Here is a 19,390-nt window from a genome sequence, read left to right as displayed (position 1 = left end):
ATTTTTTCTGTGCAGCGTCCTTTAAATATAGAGCAATTGGTGATGGTCAAAGACCGTCATCGTTTAAACCGACTCAAAAAAGGAAAAGATGCCAACGAAAAGCAATATCAAGCATTATTTGAACAGTCGCATTTAAAAGTTCTAGAGCGTATTGAACGCATTCCGAATATTAAACTGAATCAAGACCTGCCTGTTACGCAGTATGCAGATAAGTTAATTGATGCCATTCAAGAGCATCAAGTGATTATCGTTGCAGGGGAAACAGGTTCAGGTAAAACCACACAGCTACCGCAAATTGCGATGCTAGCAGGTCGTGGTTTAACGGGTCTGATTGGTCATACACAGCCACGTCGTTTGGCTGCGCGTAGTGTGTCCCAGCGTATTGCTGAAGAAGTTGGTGAGAAACTTGGTGAGTCGATTTCCTTTAAAGTTCGTTTTAATGAACAAGGGTCGCAGGATTCTATTGTCCGTTTAATGACGGATGGTATTTTGCTGGCAGAACTGGCCAATGACCGTTATCTCAATAAATACGACACCATTATTATTGATGAAGCACATGAGCGTTCGCTTAATATCGACTTTATCATGGGTTATCTCAAACAGCTTTTGCCTCGCCGTAAAGATTTAAAAGTCATCATCACTTCTGCAACTTTAGATGTAAACCGTTTTAGTCAGTACTTTAACAATGCACCTATTTATGAAGTAGAAGGTCGTAGCTTTCCAGTGGAACTACGTTATCGCCCAGTCTCTGAAATGAGCATTGTTGGTAGTGATGATGATGAGTTTGATGACTTTGAAGAAAATCTACCTCGTGCTGTCGTGCAAGCTGTGGAGGAATGTTTTAGGGATGCACAAGAAAAAGGCCATCCTGAATATGCCGATACTTTAATTTTTGCCAGCACTGAACAAGAGATTCGTGAATTACAAGAAACTTTGCAAAAGCATGGGCCGCGGCATACAGAAATTTTACCCTTATATGCGCGTTTGGCCTTAGCTGAACAACAAAAAATCTTTAATCCATCAGGTGGCGGGCGACGCATTATTATCGCCACCAACGTTGCAGAAACAGCGCTGACTGTACCCAATATTCGTTATGTGATTGACAGTGGTTTTGCGCGTATTTCTCGCTATAACTATCGTTCACGTGTACAGCGTTTACCGATTGAAGCGGTTTCTCAGGCCGCAGCAAATCAGCGTAAAGGTCGTTGTGGTCGTATTGCTCCAGGTGTATGTATTCGTTTGTATTCTGAGGAAGACTTTCAAAGTCGCCCAGAGTTTACCGAACCCGAAATTAAGCGAACGAACTTAGCTTCAGTGATTTTGCAGATGCAAAGTTTAGGGCTGGGGGCTTTAGAAGATTTTGATTTCATTGAGCCGCCAGATCATCGTTTAGTTAACGATGGTCGTAAGTTGTTGGTTGAACTTGGGGCAATGACGGAGAAAAGTAAACCCCCTGTTTTGCAAAGAGGAGGCGGGGGAGATTCATCTGAAGAAAATCCCGCTCAATCCCCCTTTTCCAAAGGGAGGGGTAAAGGAGATTTAACCAAAATTGGTCAACAGATGGCCAAAATGCCAATTGACCCACGTCTGGCCCGTATGATTTTGGGTGGGGCACATTTTGGTGTGTTGAATGAAGTCTTGGTAATCGTTGCCGCTTTGGCTGTACAAGACCCACGTGAACGCCCAGCGGATAAACAAATGCAGGCAGATCAAAAACATGCGTTGTTCCGTGAAGCCGATTCTGATTTTTTATTTTATATCAAACTTTGGGACGTACTGGTTGCCAACCGAGATATGAGTGAAAACAAACGTCGTACTTTTGCACGTAATCACTTTTTAAGTTGGTTGCGTTTACGTGAATGGAAGAAAACTCATGAGCAATTGGTCGATTTGGCAAAAGGCTTAAAGCTGTCTTTTAATGAGAAAAAAGCCAGTTATGAAAATTTACACCGTGCACTTTTAACGGGTCTGTTGTCTTTTATTGCCAATAAAACCGATGAACGCAATGTGTTTATGGCGGTGCGTCAGCAAAAGGCCCGCATTTTTCCAGCATCTACCTTACATAAGACCAATACGCCTTGGGTCATGGCTTTTGAGATGGTAGAAACTTCACAGGTCTACATTCGTACACTGGCAAAAATTGAACCTGAGTGGATTTTGCTTGCAGCAGGTGATTTGCTGAAGCACCACTATTTTGAGCCGCACTGGTCGAAAAAAGCAGGTGTGGTCAATGCCTATGACCAAATTTCACTATTTGGCTTAATTATTGAGCCGAAACGCCAGATCAACTATGAAAAAGTTGATCATGTTGCAGCACATGAAATTTTCCTTCGAGATGCACTGACGACAGGACATTTAGGCATTGCACCACCATTTTTAAAACACAACCTGCTTAAACTTGAAGAAGTAGAGCGGGTCGAAGATAAGCTACGCCGCCGTGATTTGGTGGTGGATGAAGAGACTATTTACCAGTTTTATGCGGCTAAAGTTCCTGAAGAGGTCGCAAGTCGTCGTAGTTTTGAAGACTGGCGCGCAACGGTTGAACTGCAAAACCCACGTTATTTATTTATCGATGATGATGCGCTGTGGATGAACGACCGTCCAACCACACAACAATTTCCCGATTTTTTACGCAATGGTGAACTGCGCTTTGCTGCCAGTTACCGTTTTGATCCAAGCCATGACGAAGATGGTGCAACAGTGAAAATTCCGTTGCAAGCCTTGCCTCAGGTGGATGAAAACTTGTGGTCGTGGGGCATTCCCGGCTGGCGTCAGGATTTAATGGAAGCCTTACTCAAGGCGCTGCCTAAAGATAAACGTCGTCACTTGGTGCCTATCCCTGATACGGCTGCAAAGCTAATGGCGAAAGTAGATGCGATGCATTTGCAGCAGCATATTTTTAGTTTTTTAGCCTTCCAGTTACGTGGCGAACAAATCTCTGAGAAAGACTTTAGCTTTGAGCGGGTTGAACAGTATTTATTGCCATTGATTAAAGTCATTGACGACAAAGGCCGTGTGATTGAACAAGGTCGTGACTTGTCTGAGTTAAAAGCGCGCTGTCGAACAGAAACTCATAGTCCAGTCAAACAGCTCAAAGGTGAGTTCCAAACTTTTCCTGAAAATTTTGTGTTTGAAGCATCACAAAAAGTGACGGGTGTGGTGGTGAAGCAGTATCAAGCTTTAGTCCCGACTAAGGCATTTGCCGCACTGGAACAAAAGGATGAGTCTGGTGTGGTGATTCAGACCTTTAATGATCAAGCTGAGGCGATTAAACAGCACCGTGAGGGTGTACTCCGTTTGGTGCATATACAACTGGGGGATTTGGTCCGTCAGTTGAAAAAGCAAATTTCCAAACCGTTGGCATTGGCGTATTCACCTTTGGGCGATAAGGCGCAGCTGGAGCAAATGTTAGTTTATGCCACACTGCAAATGTCGATCAATGAACTACCTGTCAATGCACAAGAGTTTGAAAACTTGGTTGCAAATGTCAAAAAAAATTTTCTGACCCATGGGCAAAAAGCACTGGCAGATGTGACAGAGATCTATATTCAATGGCAGGATATACGTCGAAAACTGTTGGTCTTAGATGATGCAGTGTTTGGGAAAAATATTGATGATGTTGAAGATCAGCTAGATTTGATGTGCTTATCAACTTTTGTTTATGTGAAATCTTCCGACATTTGGCTTGAATTTCCTCGATATTTGAAAGCATTGGTCTTGCGTTTGGAGCGCCTGCCCAATAACCTACAGAGGGATAATTCTGCCATTGATCAAGTTGACCCGTGGATGGAAAAATTATTTAAGTTTAAAAATGACACTCGCCTTAAAGAATTGTATTTCATGGTTGAGGAGTTTCGGATTTCTTTATTCTCTCAACCGATGAAGACAAAGATGCCCATTTCTCCGACTCGCTTGCAAAAAGTATGGGAAAAACTTGGAATCAGTTAAGATATAGGTAATTTAAAGAAGGAGTTTTACATGGGCATCCGCATTACAGGTACGGGTCTTTATCATCCTGAAGACATCATTACCAATGAAGAGTTAGTTGAAAGTTTAAATGCTTATGTGGAACAGTATAACTTAGACAATGCTGACAAAATTGCTTCGGGCGAGTTGGAAGCCCGTCGTGGGTCAAGTGCAGAGTTTATTGAAAAAGCATCTGGTGTAAAACGTCGTTATGTGGTTGAGAAAACAGGGATCTTAGATCCAAAGCGTTTACGTCCATTGTTACATGAACGTTCAAATGATGAACTCTCGATTCAAGCCGAATGGGGCGTGATCGCTGCAAAACAAGCGATGGAAAATGCAGGCGTGACTGCAGAAGATATCGATGTGGTAATTTTATCGTGCTCTAATTTACAGCGTGCTTATCCTGCTGTTGCAATTGAAATCCAAACAGCATTGGGTATTCAAGGCTATGCCTACGACATGAACGTAGCATGTTCGGCCGCAACCTTTGGCATTAAACAAGCGTATGATGCGATTAAAGCGGGCGGACGCCGTGTATTATTGGTGAATGTAGAAATCACCTCTGGTCATACCGACTACCGTTCACGTGATTGCCACTTTATTTTTGGTGATGTTGCAACGGCTTCAATCATTGAAGAAACCGACAGCAAAACTGGCTTTGAAATTGAAGACATTAACTTATTCACACAGTTTTCAAATAACATCCGCAATAACTTTGGTTTCCTAAACTTAAGTGAAGTCGATGCAGACATTGAAAATAATCGTTTTGCTCAAGACGGTCGTAAAGTGTTCAAAGAAGTTTGTCCACTGGTTGCCAAAATGATTACAGCGCAACTTGAGAAAAACAACATTGCACCGACTGATGTGAAGCGTTTCTGGTTACACCAAGCCAATGCCAGCATGAATGAGCTGATTCTGAAACTGGTCGTAGGCAAAGAAAATGCTCAGCCTGATTTAGTGCCGATCATTTTAGATGAATTTGCAAATACCTCTTCAGCAGGTGTCATCATTGCGTTGCATCGCACAGCAGACCAAGTCAATGACGGTGAATACGGTGTCTTGTGTTCATTCGGCGCAGGTTACTCTGTTGGTGCTGTGCTTGTGAAAAAACACGTCGCATAAGCCCGTATGTTGCAGGTTGAGCATGATGCAAAATGGATTAAACGCCTGAGTGCTTTATCCAAAGTTTATTTCACACCGACATTTATTGGTGCTGAACAGTTAGATGCATCACAACCTGCAATGTATGTAGGAAATCATTCTATGTATGGTGTGCTTGATTCACCTATGTTGATTGATTATCTCTACAATGAGCATCAGGTGGCTGTGGTCAGTATTGCTGATCATAGCCATTTTTATTTGCCACTGTGGCGCAGTGTGGTGAAAAAATTTGGTGCGGTCGATGGCGTCCCAGCCTATGTGCGTGAAGCCATGCAACAAGGCTATTCTATTTTGGTTTTTCCTAGTGGCGGACGCGAAGTTCTAAAACGTGAGGGCGAACAGTATCACCTGATTTGGAAACAGCGCTACGGCTTTTTAAAGCTCGCTCAAGAATTTGGCTATGACATCGTGCCGTTTGCCGCGTTAGGCGGAGATGAAGTCTTTGATATTGGTTTTGATGCAAATAAAGTGGTTCAGCACCAATATTTTCAAAAGTTGCTACAAGTGCCACAGTTGAGTCGCTTGCTGCGTAAAGGGGAGGTGATCCCATCTTTGCCGAAACATTTGATTCCGAAACGCTTGCCTTTTTATTTTAAGTTTATGCCCAGACAACGTTTGATGCATATTGAAAACCTAGAACAGTTACAGCAGTTCCGCGACTTGATTGCAGCAGAAATTTATATTGGACTTGCAGACTTAAGAGTATTGCGTCAACAGCAACATGGTGACCGATTTGATTGAGCATTTACAGGCGTAAACTCGGCTTAGTCTTCCTGTAGATCTTTCAACAAATGTGCAATTTTTAAAGTATGGGTCTTATTCCCTTTGACTTCCATAACCTTATTTTCCACCCACCATAAATATTCAAAAATTTCAGTTTCACTGGCTTGTTCACAAATGAAGCGAAATAAACTGGGTAAGTATTCCTCATATTCATCTTGTAGTGCAGGATTACGATAGATTCGCAGTGGATCCCAGTCTTTAATCAGTATTTTGTTAATCGCATGTAATAAAGAAACATGTCGATTTTCCTCGGTAAACATAATACACCCCGCTGTCCTTGGGTTAGTTTGACGTTTAAAAAAGAAGTTGTGATGAAGATTATTTATCTATTGTTTTTATGTTTGAAAAGATCTTAGCGTGTTTTCGCATCAGTAAATAGCACGCTCAGATAAATGGAAGCTAAAGAAAAATGTTTAATAAAGTGGCAGTAAAGTTAGATCACAGATTTACTTCAAAATATTTTTCAGAATAAATGTTTTAAAATGGTGCGTAATTACGTATCAAGTAACATATAGTAATAATTTAAAAATCAAGAATTTGTTTGAAGGACGCAATTTTCACTAATACCGCGAATTTCATCACTATCTAAATTTATATCATCCCATTTTTGCATTTGCTGTGTGAGCCAAACAAAATCCGAAACTTGCGGCTGGGCTTGTTCTGGAATAAAACCACGAATGATGTTCTGAATCAGGTGATATTTTTCGACGTGAACACTTGCTGAACATGCAAAGCGAATGATGTTGTAATCGACCAAGACTTGCCAAACAGGTTCAATATCCTGCATCTGTTTAAGTTCAACTTGTGCTTTTTGGATGGCTTGGACGAGGGCTGAAAGTGTATTAGGATTGGAGATAGCCCATTCTTGAGTCACAGCCAGTACTTTGTCTGCGACGCGAGGAATAATGTCTGAGCCAGTCGCAATGATTTGGCTATAACCTTGAATTTCCGCTTGTGTGTTCCAAGGTTCCCCAACACAAAAACCATCGATCAATTGGTTTGAAATGGCTTCCACCATATAGGGCGGCGGTAAAGTGCGGAGATGTACGCGTTTGGCAAATTCAGGATTGGCCAACGCCAACCACTCACGTAAACAATAATGATGAATAGACTGCTTAAACACATGGGCAATCGGAAGATACTGTTCATGCTGCATGGCACTAAAGAATTTCTGTGCAGTGGTGGCTGCATCGTCAGTTTTTTTGATATCAAGCGCGTAGCATAGTTTTTGGCTTAAGCTGATAAAAGCACTGTTGTAGCTTAAGACGAGAGGGGTTTGTAGCGGAATACCGAGTTGATCTTGAGCGAGTGCAGCAGCAGGCAACATGGCAGATAAACAATGCGCGGCGTCTAGAAATCCAAAAGCCAAACGATCTCTTAAACTTGCCCAAGACGCTTCTTTGACTAAGCTCACGTCTAAGCCCACGTCCTCAAAAAAACCGCGTTGTTTAGCCCACAGTAAAGCAACACAGTCTAAAAGTGGAATATAGCCCAGATGAAGTTGTGACTTTTCGAGTTGAGCCATGACTTAGTCCTTGAGTTGAGATTGTAAAAGCTGTTGAGCATCCAACAGACGTCTTGCCATTTCACCGATGGTCATACGGTGGCTCATGGCATTTTTACGCAGCAATTGAAAGGCATCATCTTCAGATAGTCCATGTAATTGCATCAGCAATACTTTCGCACGCTCCACATCTTTACGATCGGCGAGTTTATTTTTGGTGTCTTGTAAGTCTGTGAGCAACTTTTTGTGTTTACGAAACTGTTCGATCGAGATTTCTAAAATATTTTCTAACTTTGAAGGATCTATCCCGTCCACTATATAAGCCGTCACTCCAGCATCTATGGCACTTTTAATGGTGTCTTTATGGCTATTTTTAGTAAATAAAACAGTGGGTAGGTTAAATTGACTTACACAGCTTTCAATAATGTCACGTTGCGGATGGTCCATATCTAACAAAATGACGTCAGCACTTAATTGTTCAAGACGGCTAATATTGATGTGATCGATAATCAGGCAGGCAACCACATCAAAATCATGTTCGATGAGGGAACTTCGAATATATTGTGCGCGTTCTTGATTGTCATCAATCAATGCAATTTTCAGTTTAGGCATACTGTACAGTGCTCAGGAAAACCTGAAAATGAGATCTAAAAGTGTACAAGCAATTTAAATGCCAAACTTAACAAATGCCAGCTTTATCTCGGATTAGGCAGTCAATCTTTATGGTCGCGATTACAGACAAAGTATGCATGTTGCATATGTTGTGATCGGAGTTTTCATGAAAGAGTTTACGGATATGGATTCAGTAAATTGAAGTGTTGATGTTCACAGTCGATTTGTACATCTAAGGGAGAACTTCTAGATGTCGTGCTTAGAACAAAGCAATGTCGTTTATTTGAGAAAGCAGATGCTCATCGATAATGCAAAATGCACCAAGAGGTAGCAGTGTTTTAAAAAGTCGGAAAAATTAGCTGTTGTGCTCTAAAAGTAAAAAGAGCTGCTTATATCGAATTATAAGATCTTATTTTAAATAAAGTAATAAAAAACAATATATTAAAATTAAATTATAAATATTGGCACACTCGTTGCATTATCCCTAATGAGTCAAAGACGACTCTAAATCAAATTTGTAAGACGGCCAACGACGTCCGTTCTGATCGCTTCTACATAGCAAGTGTTTATGCTGTAGAAAAACTATACGCTCAGTTCAGTCTGGAGAAGGTTATGTCTTCAAATTTACATGCTAAAAAAGCAACAAAAATAAGTCTTTTCAGTTTTAACGGCGCAGCAATGAGAGCCTTCCACATGAGTTGGCTCGCCTTTTTTGTTTGCTTCTTTGCTTGGTTCGCTTGTGCTCCGCTGATGCCAGTGATCGCGGGTGAATTTCATTTAACCAAAGATCAAATTGCCAATATTAATATTGCGGCCGTAGCCATCACCATTTTAGTTCGTCTTATTGTGGGGCCATTGTGTGATAAATACGGCCCGCGTAAAACCTATACCGCACTTCTTGTACTCGGCAGCATTCCAGTCTTTGGAGTAGCGTCTGCAAATAGCTATGAATCCTTCTTGTTCTTCCGTCTATTGATTGGTGCGATTGGAGCAAGCTTTGTCATCACTCAGTATCACACCAGCATTATGTTTGCGCCAAATGTTGTCGGGACTGCAAACGCAGCGACAGCAGGCTGGGGCAACGCAGGCGGTGGTGCAACACAAGTACTCATGCCATTGATGCTCGGTGCCTTGGTGATGTTTGGTGTAGAGCAAGCGATGGGCTGGAGAATTGCACTGATTGTTCCGGGTGTCTTGATGCTGATCGTGGGTTTGATGTATTGGAAATTTACTCAAGATTGTCCACAAGGCAACTTCCAAGAACTTCGTGCAGAGGGCGTCAGTGTTGGTTCAGATAAAAAAGGTGGTGTAGCGATTCTGATGCATGCTGCGAAAAACTACCGTGTTTGGATTCTATTTGGTGCCTATGCCGCGTGTTTCGGAATCGAAATCTTTATTCACAACATTGTCGCGATGTACTACGTTGACCACTTTAGCTTTGGTTTAAAAGAAGCGGGAATGGCGGCAGGTATTTTCGGTTTACTGGCATTGTTTGCTCGTGCTCTGGGTGGCATTGTGTCAGACAAAGTTGCAACCAAAAAAGGGCTTGATGGTCGAACCAAAGTGTTGTTTGGCATGATTCTGCTGGAAGGCCTTTTCCTCGTCCTATTCTCTCAAATGAATACCCCCATCTTCGCGATTCTCGCAATGACAGTCTTTGCATTGTTCACGCACATGGCATGTGGTGCAACTTATGCCTTGGTGCCTTTCATTGATCGTGATGCCTTGGGTGGTGTGGCAGGCATTATTGGCGCAGGGGGGAACGTGGGTGCGGTGGCAGCAGGTTTCCTACTCAAAGGTATGTTGGATATTCAAACCACACTGATGATTTTAGGTGGCTTGGTGGTCATCGCTGCAAGTTTTGTTCTCATGATTCGCTTCTCTGTTGAGCATAAAGAAAAGGAACAGCGCTTATTCGAACAAGCGGTACATGATCGTAGCATTGCTGAAGCGCAAAACTAAATAAAGAGATTAAACCCAAGCCTCAAGGCTCAGGCAGAACAAATGAAATATTGCGGAGAAAGAATATGAAAATCATCATGATTGGTCATGGCATGGTTGGCCACAAATTTATCGAATCAGTACTCGAACATGTGGGTGATGATGTTGAAATTACCATCTTGGCCGAAGAACCGCGCTTGGCTTATGACCGCGTACATTTGACTGAATATTTCAGTGGTAAATCAGTAAAGGATTTAACCCTTTGTCGTGCAGATTTTGCTGATGCTTATGGCATAGATTTACGTTTAAACACCAAAGCGGTTGCAATTGATCAAAGCCATAAAACGGTGACGACGAATCATGGTGATGTTCTTAGTTTTGACAAATTAATCTTGGCAACAGGTTCATACGCTTTTGTTCCGCCTATTTCGGGTAATGACCGTGAAAACTGCTTTGTTTACCGAACCATTGAAGACTTAGATGCGATTCGTGCTGCAAGTCTCAATGCGAAATCGGGTGTGGTGATTGGTGGCGGTTTATTGGGCCTAGAAGCCGCTAAGGCGCTACGGGATCTGAACTTGGAAACCCATGTGGTTGAGTTTGCACCACGTCTCATGGCGGTTCAAATTGATGACTTGGGCGGAAAGGTTCTACGTGCAAAAATTGAAAACTTAGGCGTAAAAGTTCATACCCAAAAAGCGACTTCATCAATTGAGGAAGGTGCAACGACGAAGCATGTGATGAAATTTGGTGATGGTTCTGAGCTTGAAACAGACATCATTTTGTTCTCAGCGGGTATTCGCCCACGTGATGAGTTGGCACGTCAAAGTGGTTTAGCCCTCGGGGAGCGTGGCGGGATCATGATTAATGATTATTGCCAAACGTCAAATCCAGATATTTACGCCATTGGTGAATGTGCACTGTGGCAAAACAAAATTTATGGTCTGGTGGCACCAGGCTATGACATGGCACGTATTGCAGCAAAACATGTCACTGAACAAGCTTGTGCTGAATTTGCAGGTGCAGACATGAGCACCAAGTTGAAACTGATGGGCGTTGATGTTGCTTCTGTCGGTGATGCACATGCGATGACACCAAATGCACTCAGTTATTTCTATGCCGACGAAGACACACAAGTCTATAAAAAAATCGTGGTAAATGCCGAAAAGACCAAGCTACTTGGTGCAGTTTTAGTGGGCTGTGCAAAAGAGTACAACGACTTACTACAAATGATGCTGAATGGTTTAGCACTTCCAGAAAATCCTGAAAGTTTAATCATGCCGGGTTATGCACAAGCCTCAAGTAAATCGGGCGGCAGTGGTGTAGATTTGCTACCGGACAGTGCAACCATTTGTTCATGTAATAACGTGTCCAAATCTGATATTTGTAGCGCGATTGCGGATGGTTCAACTTCATTAGGCGCTTTGAAAAAATGCACCAAAGCTGCAACGGCTTGTGGCGGATGTGCAGCGCTGGTTACACAAGTTTTAAAATCTGAATTACAACGCCAAGGCGTGACCGTGAATAACCACATTTGTGAGCACTTTGCCTATTCACGTCAAGAGCTGTATCACTTGGTACGGGTCAATGAAATCAAAACATTTGATGACCTGATTCAACAACATGGCCATGGTTTGGGCTGTGATATTTGTAAGCCAACAGCAGCCAATATTTTAGCATCGTGTTGGAATGACTTTGTTTTGAAACCAAGCCATGCAGGTCTACAAGACAGTAACGACTACTACCTAGGCAATATTCAAAAAGATGGTTCTTATTCTGTAGTTCCACGGATGGCAGGCGGTGAAGTGACGCCTGACGGCTTGATTGCAGTGGGGCAAATTGCTAAAGAATTTGGCTTATATACCAAGCTCACTGGTGGGCAACGTGTCGATATGTTTGGCGCGCAAATTCACCAACTTCCTGAAATTTGGGAAAAGCTCATCGCGGCGGGCTTTGAGTCAGGCCATGCTTATGGGAAATCGTTGCGTACAGTAAAGTCTTGCGTCGGCAGTACGTGGTGTCGTTACGGTGTGGATGACTCGGTGGGTTTAGCTATTTTCCTAGAGAACCGCTACAAAGGCTTACGTTCACCGCACAAATTAAAAATGGCTGTTTCAGGCTGTACCCGTGAATGTGCCGAAGCGCAAAGTAAAGATGTCGGTGTGATTGCCACTGAAAAAGGCTGGAACCTGTATGTCTGCGGAAATGGAGGGATGAAGCCTCGCCATGCCGAGTTATTGGCTTCGGATCTCGATACCCAAACTTTAATTAAATACATCGACCGATTCTTTATGTTCTATGTGCAAACCGCAGACCGTTTACAACGAACTTCGGTATGGCGCGACAACATGGAAGGTGGTTTAGATTATCTCAAAGATGTGGTTGTGCATGATTCTTTAGGTCTAGCTGCTGAACTCGAACGTCGTATGAGCCATGTGGTGGGGACTTATCAAGATGAATGGCGTACGGCTGTTGAAGACCCAGAAGTACGTAAACGCTTCGTGACTTTCATCAATGCCAAAGCTGAGCAACAACAAGATCCGCATATTCAGTTTGCAGAAGTTCGTGGCCAGATTCGTCCTAAAACTGCGGCTGAACGAGATCGTAGCCGTATTCCAGTGGTTGAAGCTTAACAAATTAGGGTATTCAAACTTCTTTCTTCAGCACTCTCTCAAAAGCAAAGATAGAGGGACTAAATGAATGAATAAGTTTAAAAGGATCAAGATGATGACAATTTTAAAAGAAATGAATGAGCTAGATTGGGTTGATGTCTGTGCGCTAGATGATCTAACGCCAAATACAGGCGTAGGTGCACTTATTGAACATCAGCAAATTGCTATTTTTCGTGTCGGTGCTGAAAAGCGGGTATATGCCTTGAGCAATCAGGATCCATTTAGCCAAGCTTTTGTAATGTCGCGCGGCATTATTGGTGATTTACAAGGTGAGCGTGTGGTGGCATCCCCGATTTACAAACAGCATTTTAGTTTAGCAACAGGACGCTGTTTGGAAGATAAAGACCAAAAACTGTTAGTTTTTCCAAGCAAAATTGAAAATGGCCGAGTGTGGATTAGTCCGACCCCACAAAAAACCTATATCACCAACACAGGTACATCTCAGGAAAAAATGAAGTTGGTGCTGGTTGGCAATGGCCTAGCGGGCATGCGTTGTTTGGAAGATTTACTCGACATGGCACCAGACCGTTATGAAGTGACGGTGATTGGTGAAGAGCCTTGGGGGAACTACAATCGTATTATGTTATCGCCAGTGTTGTCAGGGGATAAAACCATTGACGACATCATGTTGCATCCACATGCGTGGTATAGCGACAAAGGCATTCGTTTCATTGCGGGTGATCCTGCGGTACGTATAGACCGTCCTCGTAAGCAGGTCTATACCAAAAAAGGTGAAGTGGTCGATTATGATCGTTTAATTTTAGCGACAGGTTCGAAACCGTTCATTCCTCCAATTGCTGGAGCGGATTTGGAAGGTGTCATTAGTTTCCGAGATATCTATGACATCAATACCATGCTGGATTACTGCAAGACCAAGAAAAACGCCGTGGTAATCGGCGGCGGTTTGTTGGGACTTGAAGCTGCATATGGTCTCAAACAACGTGGGATGAATGTCACCGTTTTACATCTGATGGATCGCATTATGGAGCGTCAATTAGACAGTAAAGCCAGCCAAATGCTACGCCATAGTATTGAACAAAAGGGTATCTCCATTATCACTGAGGCCAATACTGAAGCATTGGTGGGTGTAGATGGTCATGTCACTCAAATTCGCTTGAAAGACGGTACAGTCTTAGCGGCGGATCTTGTGGTATTTGCAGTCGGTATTCGTCCGAACATGGCACTTGCACAAAGTGCAGGACTGCGCTGTAACCGTGGTGTGTTGGTGAATGACACCATGCAGACTTTTGACCCAAGTATTTACGCCGTGGGAGAGTGTATTGAACATCGTAGCCAGACTTTTGGCTTGGTTGAGCCACTTTGGGGGCAGGCATTCATTTGTGCCTCACATTTGGCGGAGCATGGCAGCTTAACGTTCAAAGCACCAACTGTTCCAACACAGTTAAAGGTAAGTGGCTGTGATGTGTTCTCAGCGGGTAATTTTGAACCGAAGGATGACTTTGAAGACATCATTTTAAATGATGAAAAACGTCAGATTTATAAACGCATTATTATTCAAAAGGATAAGGTCATTGGTGCGGTGTTGTTTGGGGATACCGAAGATGGTGTTTGGTATGCAGAACTTATTTCGGATCAAACCCCAATTTCATCAATTCGAAATAAACTGTTATTTGGTAAAGATTTTGCATTAAAAAAAGCAGGGTAAAAACTTCCTCGTGAAAGGAGGGGGATAGATTTCTGATAGTTAATTTGATACGCGGAAAAGTCATTCACAACTTGTTTGAGGCAGGGTTACTTATGAAAATTAATGTTTCTGCGAATAAGTTGGAGTGAAGATGGTATGGGACGAGTTTTGTGAATGACAATGGTTTTGCCTACTTTTCCCAAAAGAAAAGTAGGTCGAACCGAAGGTTAATCCTAAATCTAAACACAAAAGTAAAGACGCCGTTGTGAGTGATTCAAAATAAATGAAAGGCAAATAGGAGCGAAGCAGAAATGAATAGTATCCCTGTAATGGAACTGCATAGCTCCACAGAAAAAATGATAACAATCACACAAACCACTTGTCCATATTGTGGGGTGGGTTGTGGGGTAACAGCAACTGTTGAAGAAACGGCTTTAGGGCAAAAAGTTTCTGTGGTGGGTGATGCTCAGCATCCATCTAATTTTGGAAAGTTGTGCATTAAAGGCAGTAATTTAGCCGACACGGTAGGTTTAGAAACGCGCGTCTTACATCCCATGTTGGGGCGTAAACCGCAACGTGAGGTAAGTTCATGGGATACCGCAACAGATTTAATCGCCAACAAATTTCAGCATTATATCGATCAATATGGGCCTGAAAGTATTGCTTTTTATGTCTCAGGTCAACTGCTGACTGAAGACTATTATGTGGTCAATAAATTTGTTAAAGGCTACTTGGGTACGGCCAATATCGACACCAATTCACGTTTGTGTATGTCTTCAGCCGTTGCTGCGCATAAACGTGCTTTTGGGGAAGACTTAGTTCCAGCCAGTTATAGTGATTTTGAACATACCGATATGGTGGTTTTAGTCGGTTCAAATACAGCTTGGTGTCATCCTGTGCTGTATCAACGCATCATGAAAGCCAAAGAGGAGCGAGATCTTTTTGTCGTCGTGATTGACCCGCGTTTTACTGCAACCTGTGAGGCGGCTGATTTACACTTACCAATTTTACCGGGGCAGGATGTCGCACTGTTCAATGGTCTATTACAGTATTTAGCAACCAATCATTATACCGATACCGATTTTATTGCAAAGCATACTCAAGGCCTAGAGCAAGCGCTGGCAAGCAGCGCATCTGAAGCATCAATAGCGAGTGTGAGCGAACGGACGGGGATTTCTGTTGAAAAATTAGCACTCTTTTTTGAAAAATTTGCTCAAACAGAAAAAGTGATGAGCTTATTTTCAATGGGTGTGAATCAGTCTTCACGTGGGGTAGACAAAGCCAATAGCATTACCAACTGTCATTTGTTAACGGGCAAAATTGGCAAATTGGGCGCTGCACCTTTTTCGATGACGGGCCAGCCGAATGCAATGGGCGGGCGTGAAGTGGGTGGCCTTGCCAATATGCTGGCTGCCCATATGGATTTGGATAATCCAAAGCATCAACAATTGGTACAGCAGTTTTGGCACAGCCCAACGATTGCAAAGCAAGTGGGTTTAAAAGCCGTCGACCTTTTTGAAGCAGTTGAAAGCGGTAAAATTAAAGCCATTTGGATTATGGCGACCAATCCTGTGGTGAGTTTACCCAATGCCGATCAGGTGAAACGCGCACTAGAGAAATGTGAGTTTGTGGTGGTGTCAGACATTTGTCTAGATACCGATACCACTCAATATGCCGATGTGTTACTGCCTGCATTGGGTTGGGGTGAAAAAGATGGCACAGTCACCAATTCAGAACGCCGTATTTCCAGACAGCGTGCCTTTTTAGACATTCCAGAACAAGCACAAGCGGATTGGTGGTCAGTTTCACAAGTTGCGAAAAAATTAGGATTTCAGGGTTTTGACTTTGAAAGTAGTCATGACATTTTCAAAGAACATGCCCAGCTCTCAGCTTATCAAAATGCAGAAATTGCTTTACGTTCATCGACTGAAACATTCCGCTATTTCAATTTGGCAGGTCTGACGAATCTTTCACTTGACGACTACCAAGAACTTGAACCGACGCAATGGCCTGTACTCGTACCTTTGAAAAATGGCCAAACCAAACCAAACACTTTTGCTCAATTATTTAAAGATGGTCAGTTTAGTCACGCAGATGGTAAAGCCAAGTTTATTGCAACAACGGCAGTTGGTGCGGTGAATCCAATTAGCAGTGAGTATCCATTGGTGCTGAATACAGGACGCATCCGCGATCAATGGCATACCATGACACGTACAGGTTTATCAGCCAATTTAAGTACGCATAAAGCAGAACCTTATTGTGAAATTCACCCAAATGATGCCCTGAAATATGGTCTGAAAGATGGGGAATTGGTGGAGATCAAATCGGCTTGGGGAAATTGTGTGCTGCGTGCCACGGTCAGTGACAATATCCGCCGTGGACAGATTTTTGCTCCGATTCACTGGAGTGATCAATTTGCATCTGATGCACGGATTGGCAAAGTGGTGAATCCTGTGGTGGATGCGATTTCAGGAGAACCTGAGTTCAAACATACCCCTGTGATGATTCATCCGTTTTATACGCAATGGCAGGGTGTCTTTTATGTGCGAACAGGCTTTGAACATTTGGTGCAACAAAGTATTGAACAAAGCATTTGGTGGACCAAAATCAAAACGTCCAAAGCTATTCGTTATGAGCTGGCAGACCGTCGACGTTTTACGGAAACGACCGAACAACTCAAAGCTTTATTGCCTTTTGATGATGAAAGTTTTGAATGGCTCAATGTAGAAGATCAAACCGCTCATATCAGTCATAGTGTGGTGTTACAAGATGGACACCTCATTGCAAGTCTGTATATTGCGCCCAAAGCGTTATTGCCAGATCGAGACTGGGTGGCAAGTCTGTTTAAGCGCGAACGCTTAAGTGCTATGCATCGGAAAGCTTTATTGGCAGGGCAAGCGATGTCAATGACTAATAGTGATGGCCCACTGGTCTGTAGCTGTTTTAAAGTTGGGAAAAATCGTATTATCGATGTCATTAAAGAAAAAAATATCACCCATGAAAAACAAGTCACTGCATGCTTAAAGGCAGGAGGCAATTGCGGTTCTTGCTTACCTGAAATTCGAGGTCTGATCAAAGCGTGTCAAACGGAGGATGTAGAATGAAAAGAAAAATATTCAAACCCGTGAGTTACCCAGAAACTGAAGTTGTTATTTTGGCGGGTGGTCAGGCGCGCCGTATGAATGGTATTAATAAACTCTTGCAAAAATTTGATGATGAAATTCAACTTATCAAAATTCATCAGCAGCTAAAATCGCGAGCAACCAAGGTATGGGTCAACAGCCATCGGGATCATTCCATTTATGAGCGGTTGATTCCGTCGATTGGCTTTTTTGAAGATGAGGCAACAGGCTTTCAAGGACCCTTGATGGGGATGAAAAGTGCATGGGCACATGTGCAATCAGACTATGTGCTGTTCGTACCCTGTGATGTAACTTTTATTCCGAAAAAAGTGTTTTCACGGCTACATCAAGCGATGCAACAAGATCCGAACTGTGGTGTCGTTATTGTAGAAATCAATGACCGTGCATTGTATCCGTTTTGTTTGTTAAAACGGAGCAGTCTACCGACATTGATTCAGCACCTTGAACAAAATCAGCGCAGTTTAAGGCAGTGTTTTGCAGATTTGCACCCACAAGTGGCACGATTTAAAAATCATGCACTGTTTTTTCACAGCATTAACTCGTTGGATGAGTTACAACAGCATCGGCAACTCAATTTTTTATAAATACCTCAGATATTGAAGAGAGGAGGTTTGTGTCGAGAGTAGAAGATGTTGCCATAAACCGATTTGACTGTTTAAATAAAAATCTATAAAAGAACCAAATAAGTATTCATGTTGATATTAAATTTTTTATAAAAACAATCATTTGAAATGGTTTTAGGGAAAGGCATTATCTTATTTAGATATTGAACGTATGTAGCAGTGATCACTCATTACGGCGGTGATCTGAAATACTCAAAATTTAGAAAGTGCACAAAGTTGGAACAGTTATTGCAATTTATACTTTAGAAAATAGGGCGTGAAATATGAACTGCACCCACATCGCTCAAAGGACGCATAGGCAAGACAGATGAACAGCATGACCCATGTATCTGCAGTTAGAGTATTCCAAGATCAGTTTGGACGTGAAAAGCGCAAACTACGAATCTCGGTGACGGATCGTTGTAATTTTAAATGCGTCTATTGCATGCCAGAACATCCCGAATGGATGAAAAAACACGACTTGCTCAGTTTTGAAGAACTCTACCATTTTTGCAAATTTATGGTGCAGCATGGCATTGAGCAAATTCGTATCACGGGTGGTGAACCGTTAATGCGCCAAGGTGTGGTACATTTTATCGAACAGCTACAAAGCCTAAAAAAACAGGGGCTGAAGCGTATTTCCATGACCACCAATGGTCATTATTTAAAACAATATGCCGTTGCTTTAAAGCAAGCAGGGCTAGATGATTTAAACATTAGTCTAGACAGTCTAGATGCCGAGCAATTTCAACACCTCACAAAAAAACAACTACATACAGTGCTGGAAGGAATTCAGGCCGTACAACAGCTTGGTTTTAACATCAAAATCAATACCGTGCTGATGAAAGGTATCAATGACGATCAAATTGTCCCTTTGGTGCAGTGGGCAAAGCAGCAAAAGGTAGAACTGCGTTTTATTGAGTTTATGCCTTTAGATGGCGATCAAAATTGGTCGCAAGCCGATGTTGTCACTGAACAAGAGATTTTGTCCCAACTCAGCTCGCAATTTACGGTGCAAGTGCTTGAAGGACAAGGTGCCAATCCAGCTCGTAGTTATCAGGTAGATGGTGCGAACATTGGGATTATCTCCACCATTAGCAACTCGTTTTGTGGGGAGTGTGACCGACTGCGGTTGAATGCACAGGGTGAGTTTTATAATTGTCTTTTTGCCAAGCAAGGCTTAAATTTAAAGTCAGACATTCAACAACTTGCCCAAACCAATCAGCATGAACCCTTTGTTTTAGAGGGGAAAATTTCAACTTATGTTTGGCATAAAGAGCAAGGCTTTCATGCTATTCAAAAACAGCAATTGCATCAGCCCGTACGAAAAATCAGTATGCATATGATTGGAGGTTAGG

12 protein-coding genes are annotated in these 19,390 nt (G+C 42.5%); 9 read left to right on the top strand and 3 right to left on the bottom strand.

Going from position 1 to position 19,390, the window contains the following annotated elements; genetic code table 11:
* Positions 1–9 precede the first annotated feature (9 nt).
* From hrpA to HUK62_RS11645, 3 genes are read left to right on the top strand one after another with little or no spacing between them, the layout of a single operon-like run.
* Positions 10–3,948 carry an ATP-dependent RNA helicase HrpA gene (hrpA, locus tag HUK62_RS11655; RefSeq protein WP_176537936.1) on the top strand — a complete coding sequence of 1,313 codons (3,939 nt, stop codon included), beginning with the start codon at positions 10–12 and terminating at the stop codon, positions 3,946–3,948.
* Positions 3,949–3,978: 30 nt separating this feature from the next.
* Positions 3,979–5,091, top strand: a complete 1,113-nt coding sequence (locus tag HUK62_RS11650; protein ID WP_004696303.1) for a beta-ketoacyl-ACP synthase III — start codon at positions 3,979–3,981, stop codon at positions 5,089–5,091.
* A 6-nt stretch (positions 5,092–5,097) separates the two neighbouring features.
* On the top strand, positions 5,098–5,871 hold the full coding sequence (locus HUK62_RS11645; RefSeq protein ID WP_176537935.1) for a 1-acyl-sn-glycerol-3-phosphate acyltransferase: 774 nt from the start codon (positions 5,098–5,100) through the stop codon (positions 5,869–5,871).
* A 23-nt stretch (positions 5,872–5,894) separates the two neighbouring features.
* Here HUK62_RS11645 and HUK62_RS11640 read toward each other — a convergent pair whose 3' ends face one another.
* The 3 genes from HUK62_RS11640 to HUK62_RS11630 all read right to left on the bottom strand — a co-directional run bounded on the left by HUK62_RS11640 (position 5,895) and on the right by HUK62_RS11630 (position 8,029).
* Positions 5,895–6,173, bottom strand: coding sequence for a hypothetical protein (locus tag HUK62_RS11640; protein ID WP_004696307.1), 279 nt, complete (start codon positions 6,171–6,173; stop codon positions 5,895–5,897).
* A 269-nt stretch (positions 6,174–6,442) separates the two neighbouring features.
* On the bottom strand, positions 6,443–7,438 hold the full coding sequence (locus tag HUK62_RS11635; RefSeq protein WP_176537934.1) for an ABC transporter substrate-binding protein: 996 nt from the start codon (positions 7,436–7,438) through the stop codon (positions 6,443–6,445).
* A gap of 3 nt (positions 7,439–7,441) precedes the next feature.
* Complete coding sequence (locus tag HUK62_RS11630; protein WP_004696311.1) at positions 7,442–8,029, bottom strand: ANTAR domain-containing protein; 588 nt, start codon at positions 8,027–8,029, stop codon at positions 7,442–7,444.
* A gap of 612 nt (positions 8,030–8,641) precedes the next feature.
* On the opposite strand from HUK62_RS11630, the gene HUK62_RS11625 reads away from it, so the two are divergent.
* From HUK62_RS11625 to moaA, 6 genes are all read left to right on the top strand, one after another.
* Positions 8,642–9,991 (top strand): MFS transporter, encoded by a 1,350-nt coding sequence (locus HUK62_RS11625; protein WP_176537933.1) that lies wholly within the window; start codon positions 8,642–8,644, stop codon positions 9,989–9,991.
* A 65-nt stretch (positions 9,992–10,056) separates the two neighbouring features.
* Positions 10,057–12,603 carry a nitrite reductase large subunit NirB gene (nirB, locus tag HUK62_RS11620; protein WP_218015296.1) on the top strand — a complete coding sequence of 849 codons (2,547 nt, stop codon included), beginning with the start codon at positions 10,057–10,059 and terminating at the stop codon, positions 12,601–12,603.
* 94 nt (positions 12,604–12,697) lie between these two features.
* The gene (gene nirD / locus HUK62_RS11615) at positions 12,698–14,308 is read left to right on the top strand and encodes a nitrite reductase small subunit NirD (RefSeq protein WP_176538484.1); all 1,611 of its coding nucleotides are present in this window, start codon (positions 12,698–12,700) and stop codon (positions 14,306–14,308) included.
* Between the two features lie 290 nt (positions 14,309–14,598).
* On the top strand, positions 14,599–17,391 hold the full coding sequence (locus HUK62_RS11610) for a nitrate reductase (protein ID WP_176537932.1): 2,793 nt from the start codon (positions 14,599–14,601) through the stop codon (positions 17,389–17,391).
* On the top strand, positions 17,388–18,014 hold the full coding sequence (locus tag HUK62_RS11605) for a molybdenum cofactor guanylyltransferase (RefSeq protein ID WP_125273474.1): 627 nt from the start codon (positions 17,388–17,390) through the stop codon (positions 18,012–18,014). The genes HUK62_RS11610 and HUK62_RS11605 overlap by 4 nt, the downstream gene beginning before the upstream one ends.
* Before the next feature lie 346 nt (positions 18,015–18,360).
* Positions 18,361–19,389 carry a GTP 3',8-cyclase MoaA gene (gene moaA, locus HUK62_RS11600; protein ID WP_176537931.1) on the top strand — a complete coding sequence of 343 codons (1,029 nt, stop codon included), beginning with the start codon at positions 18,361–18,363 and terminating at the stop codon, positions 19,387–19,389.
* Position 19,390: the final 1 nt, after the last annotated feature.

Source organism: Acinetobacter sp. NEB 394, assembly GCF_013374795.1.
Classification (GTDB): domain Bacteria; phylum Pseudomonadota; class Gammaproteobacteria; order Pseudomonadales; family Moraxellaceae; genus Acinetobacter; species Acinetobacter johnsonii.
Note: the sequence above shows the minus strand (reverse complement) of the source record. Positions and strands in the feature narration are given on the sequence as shown.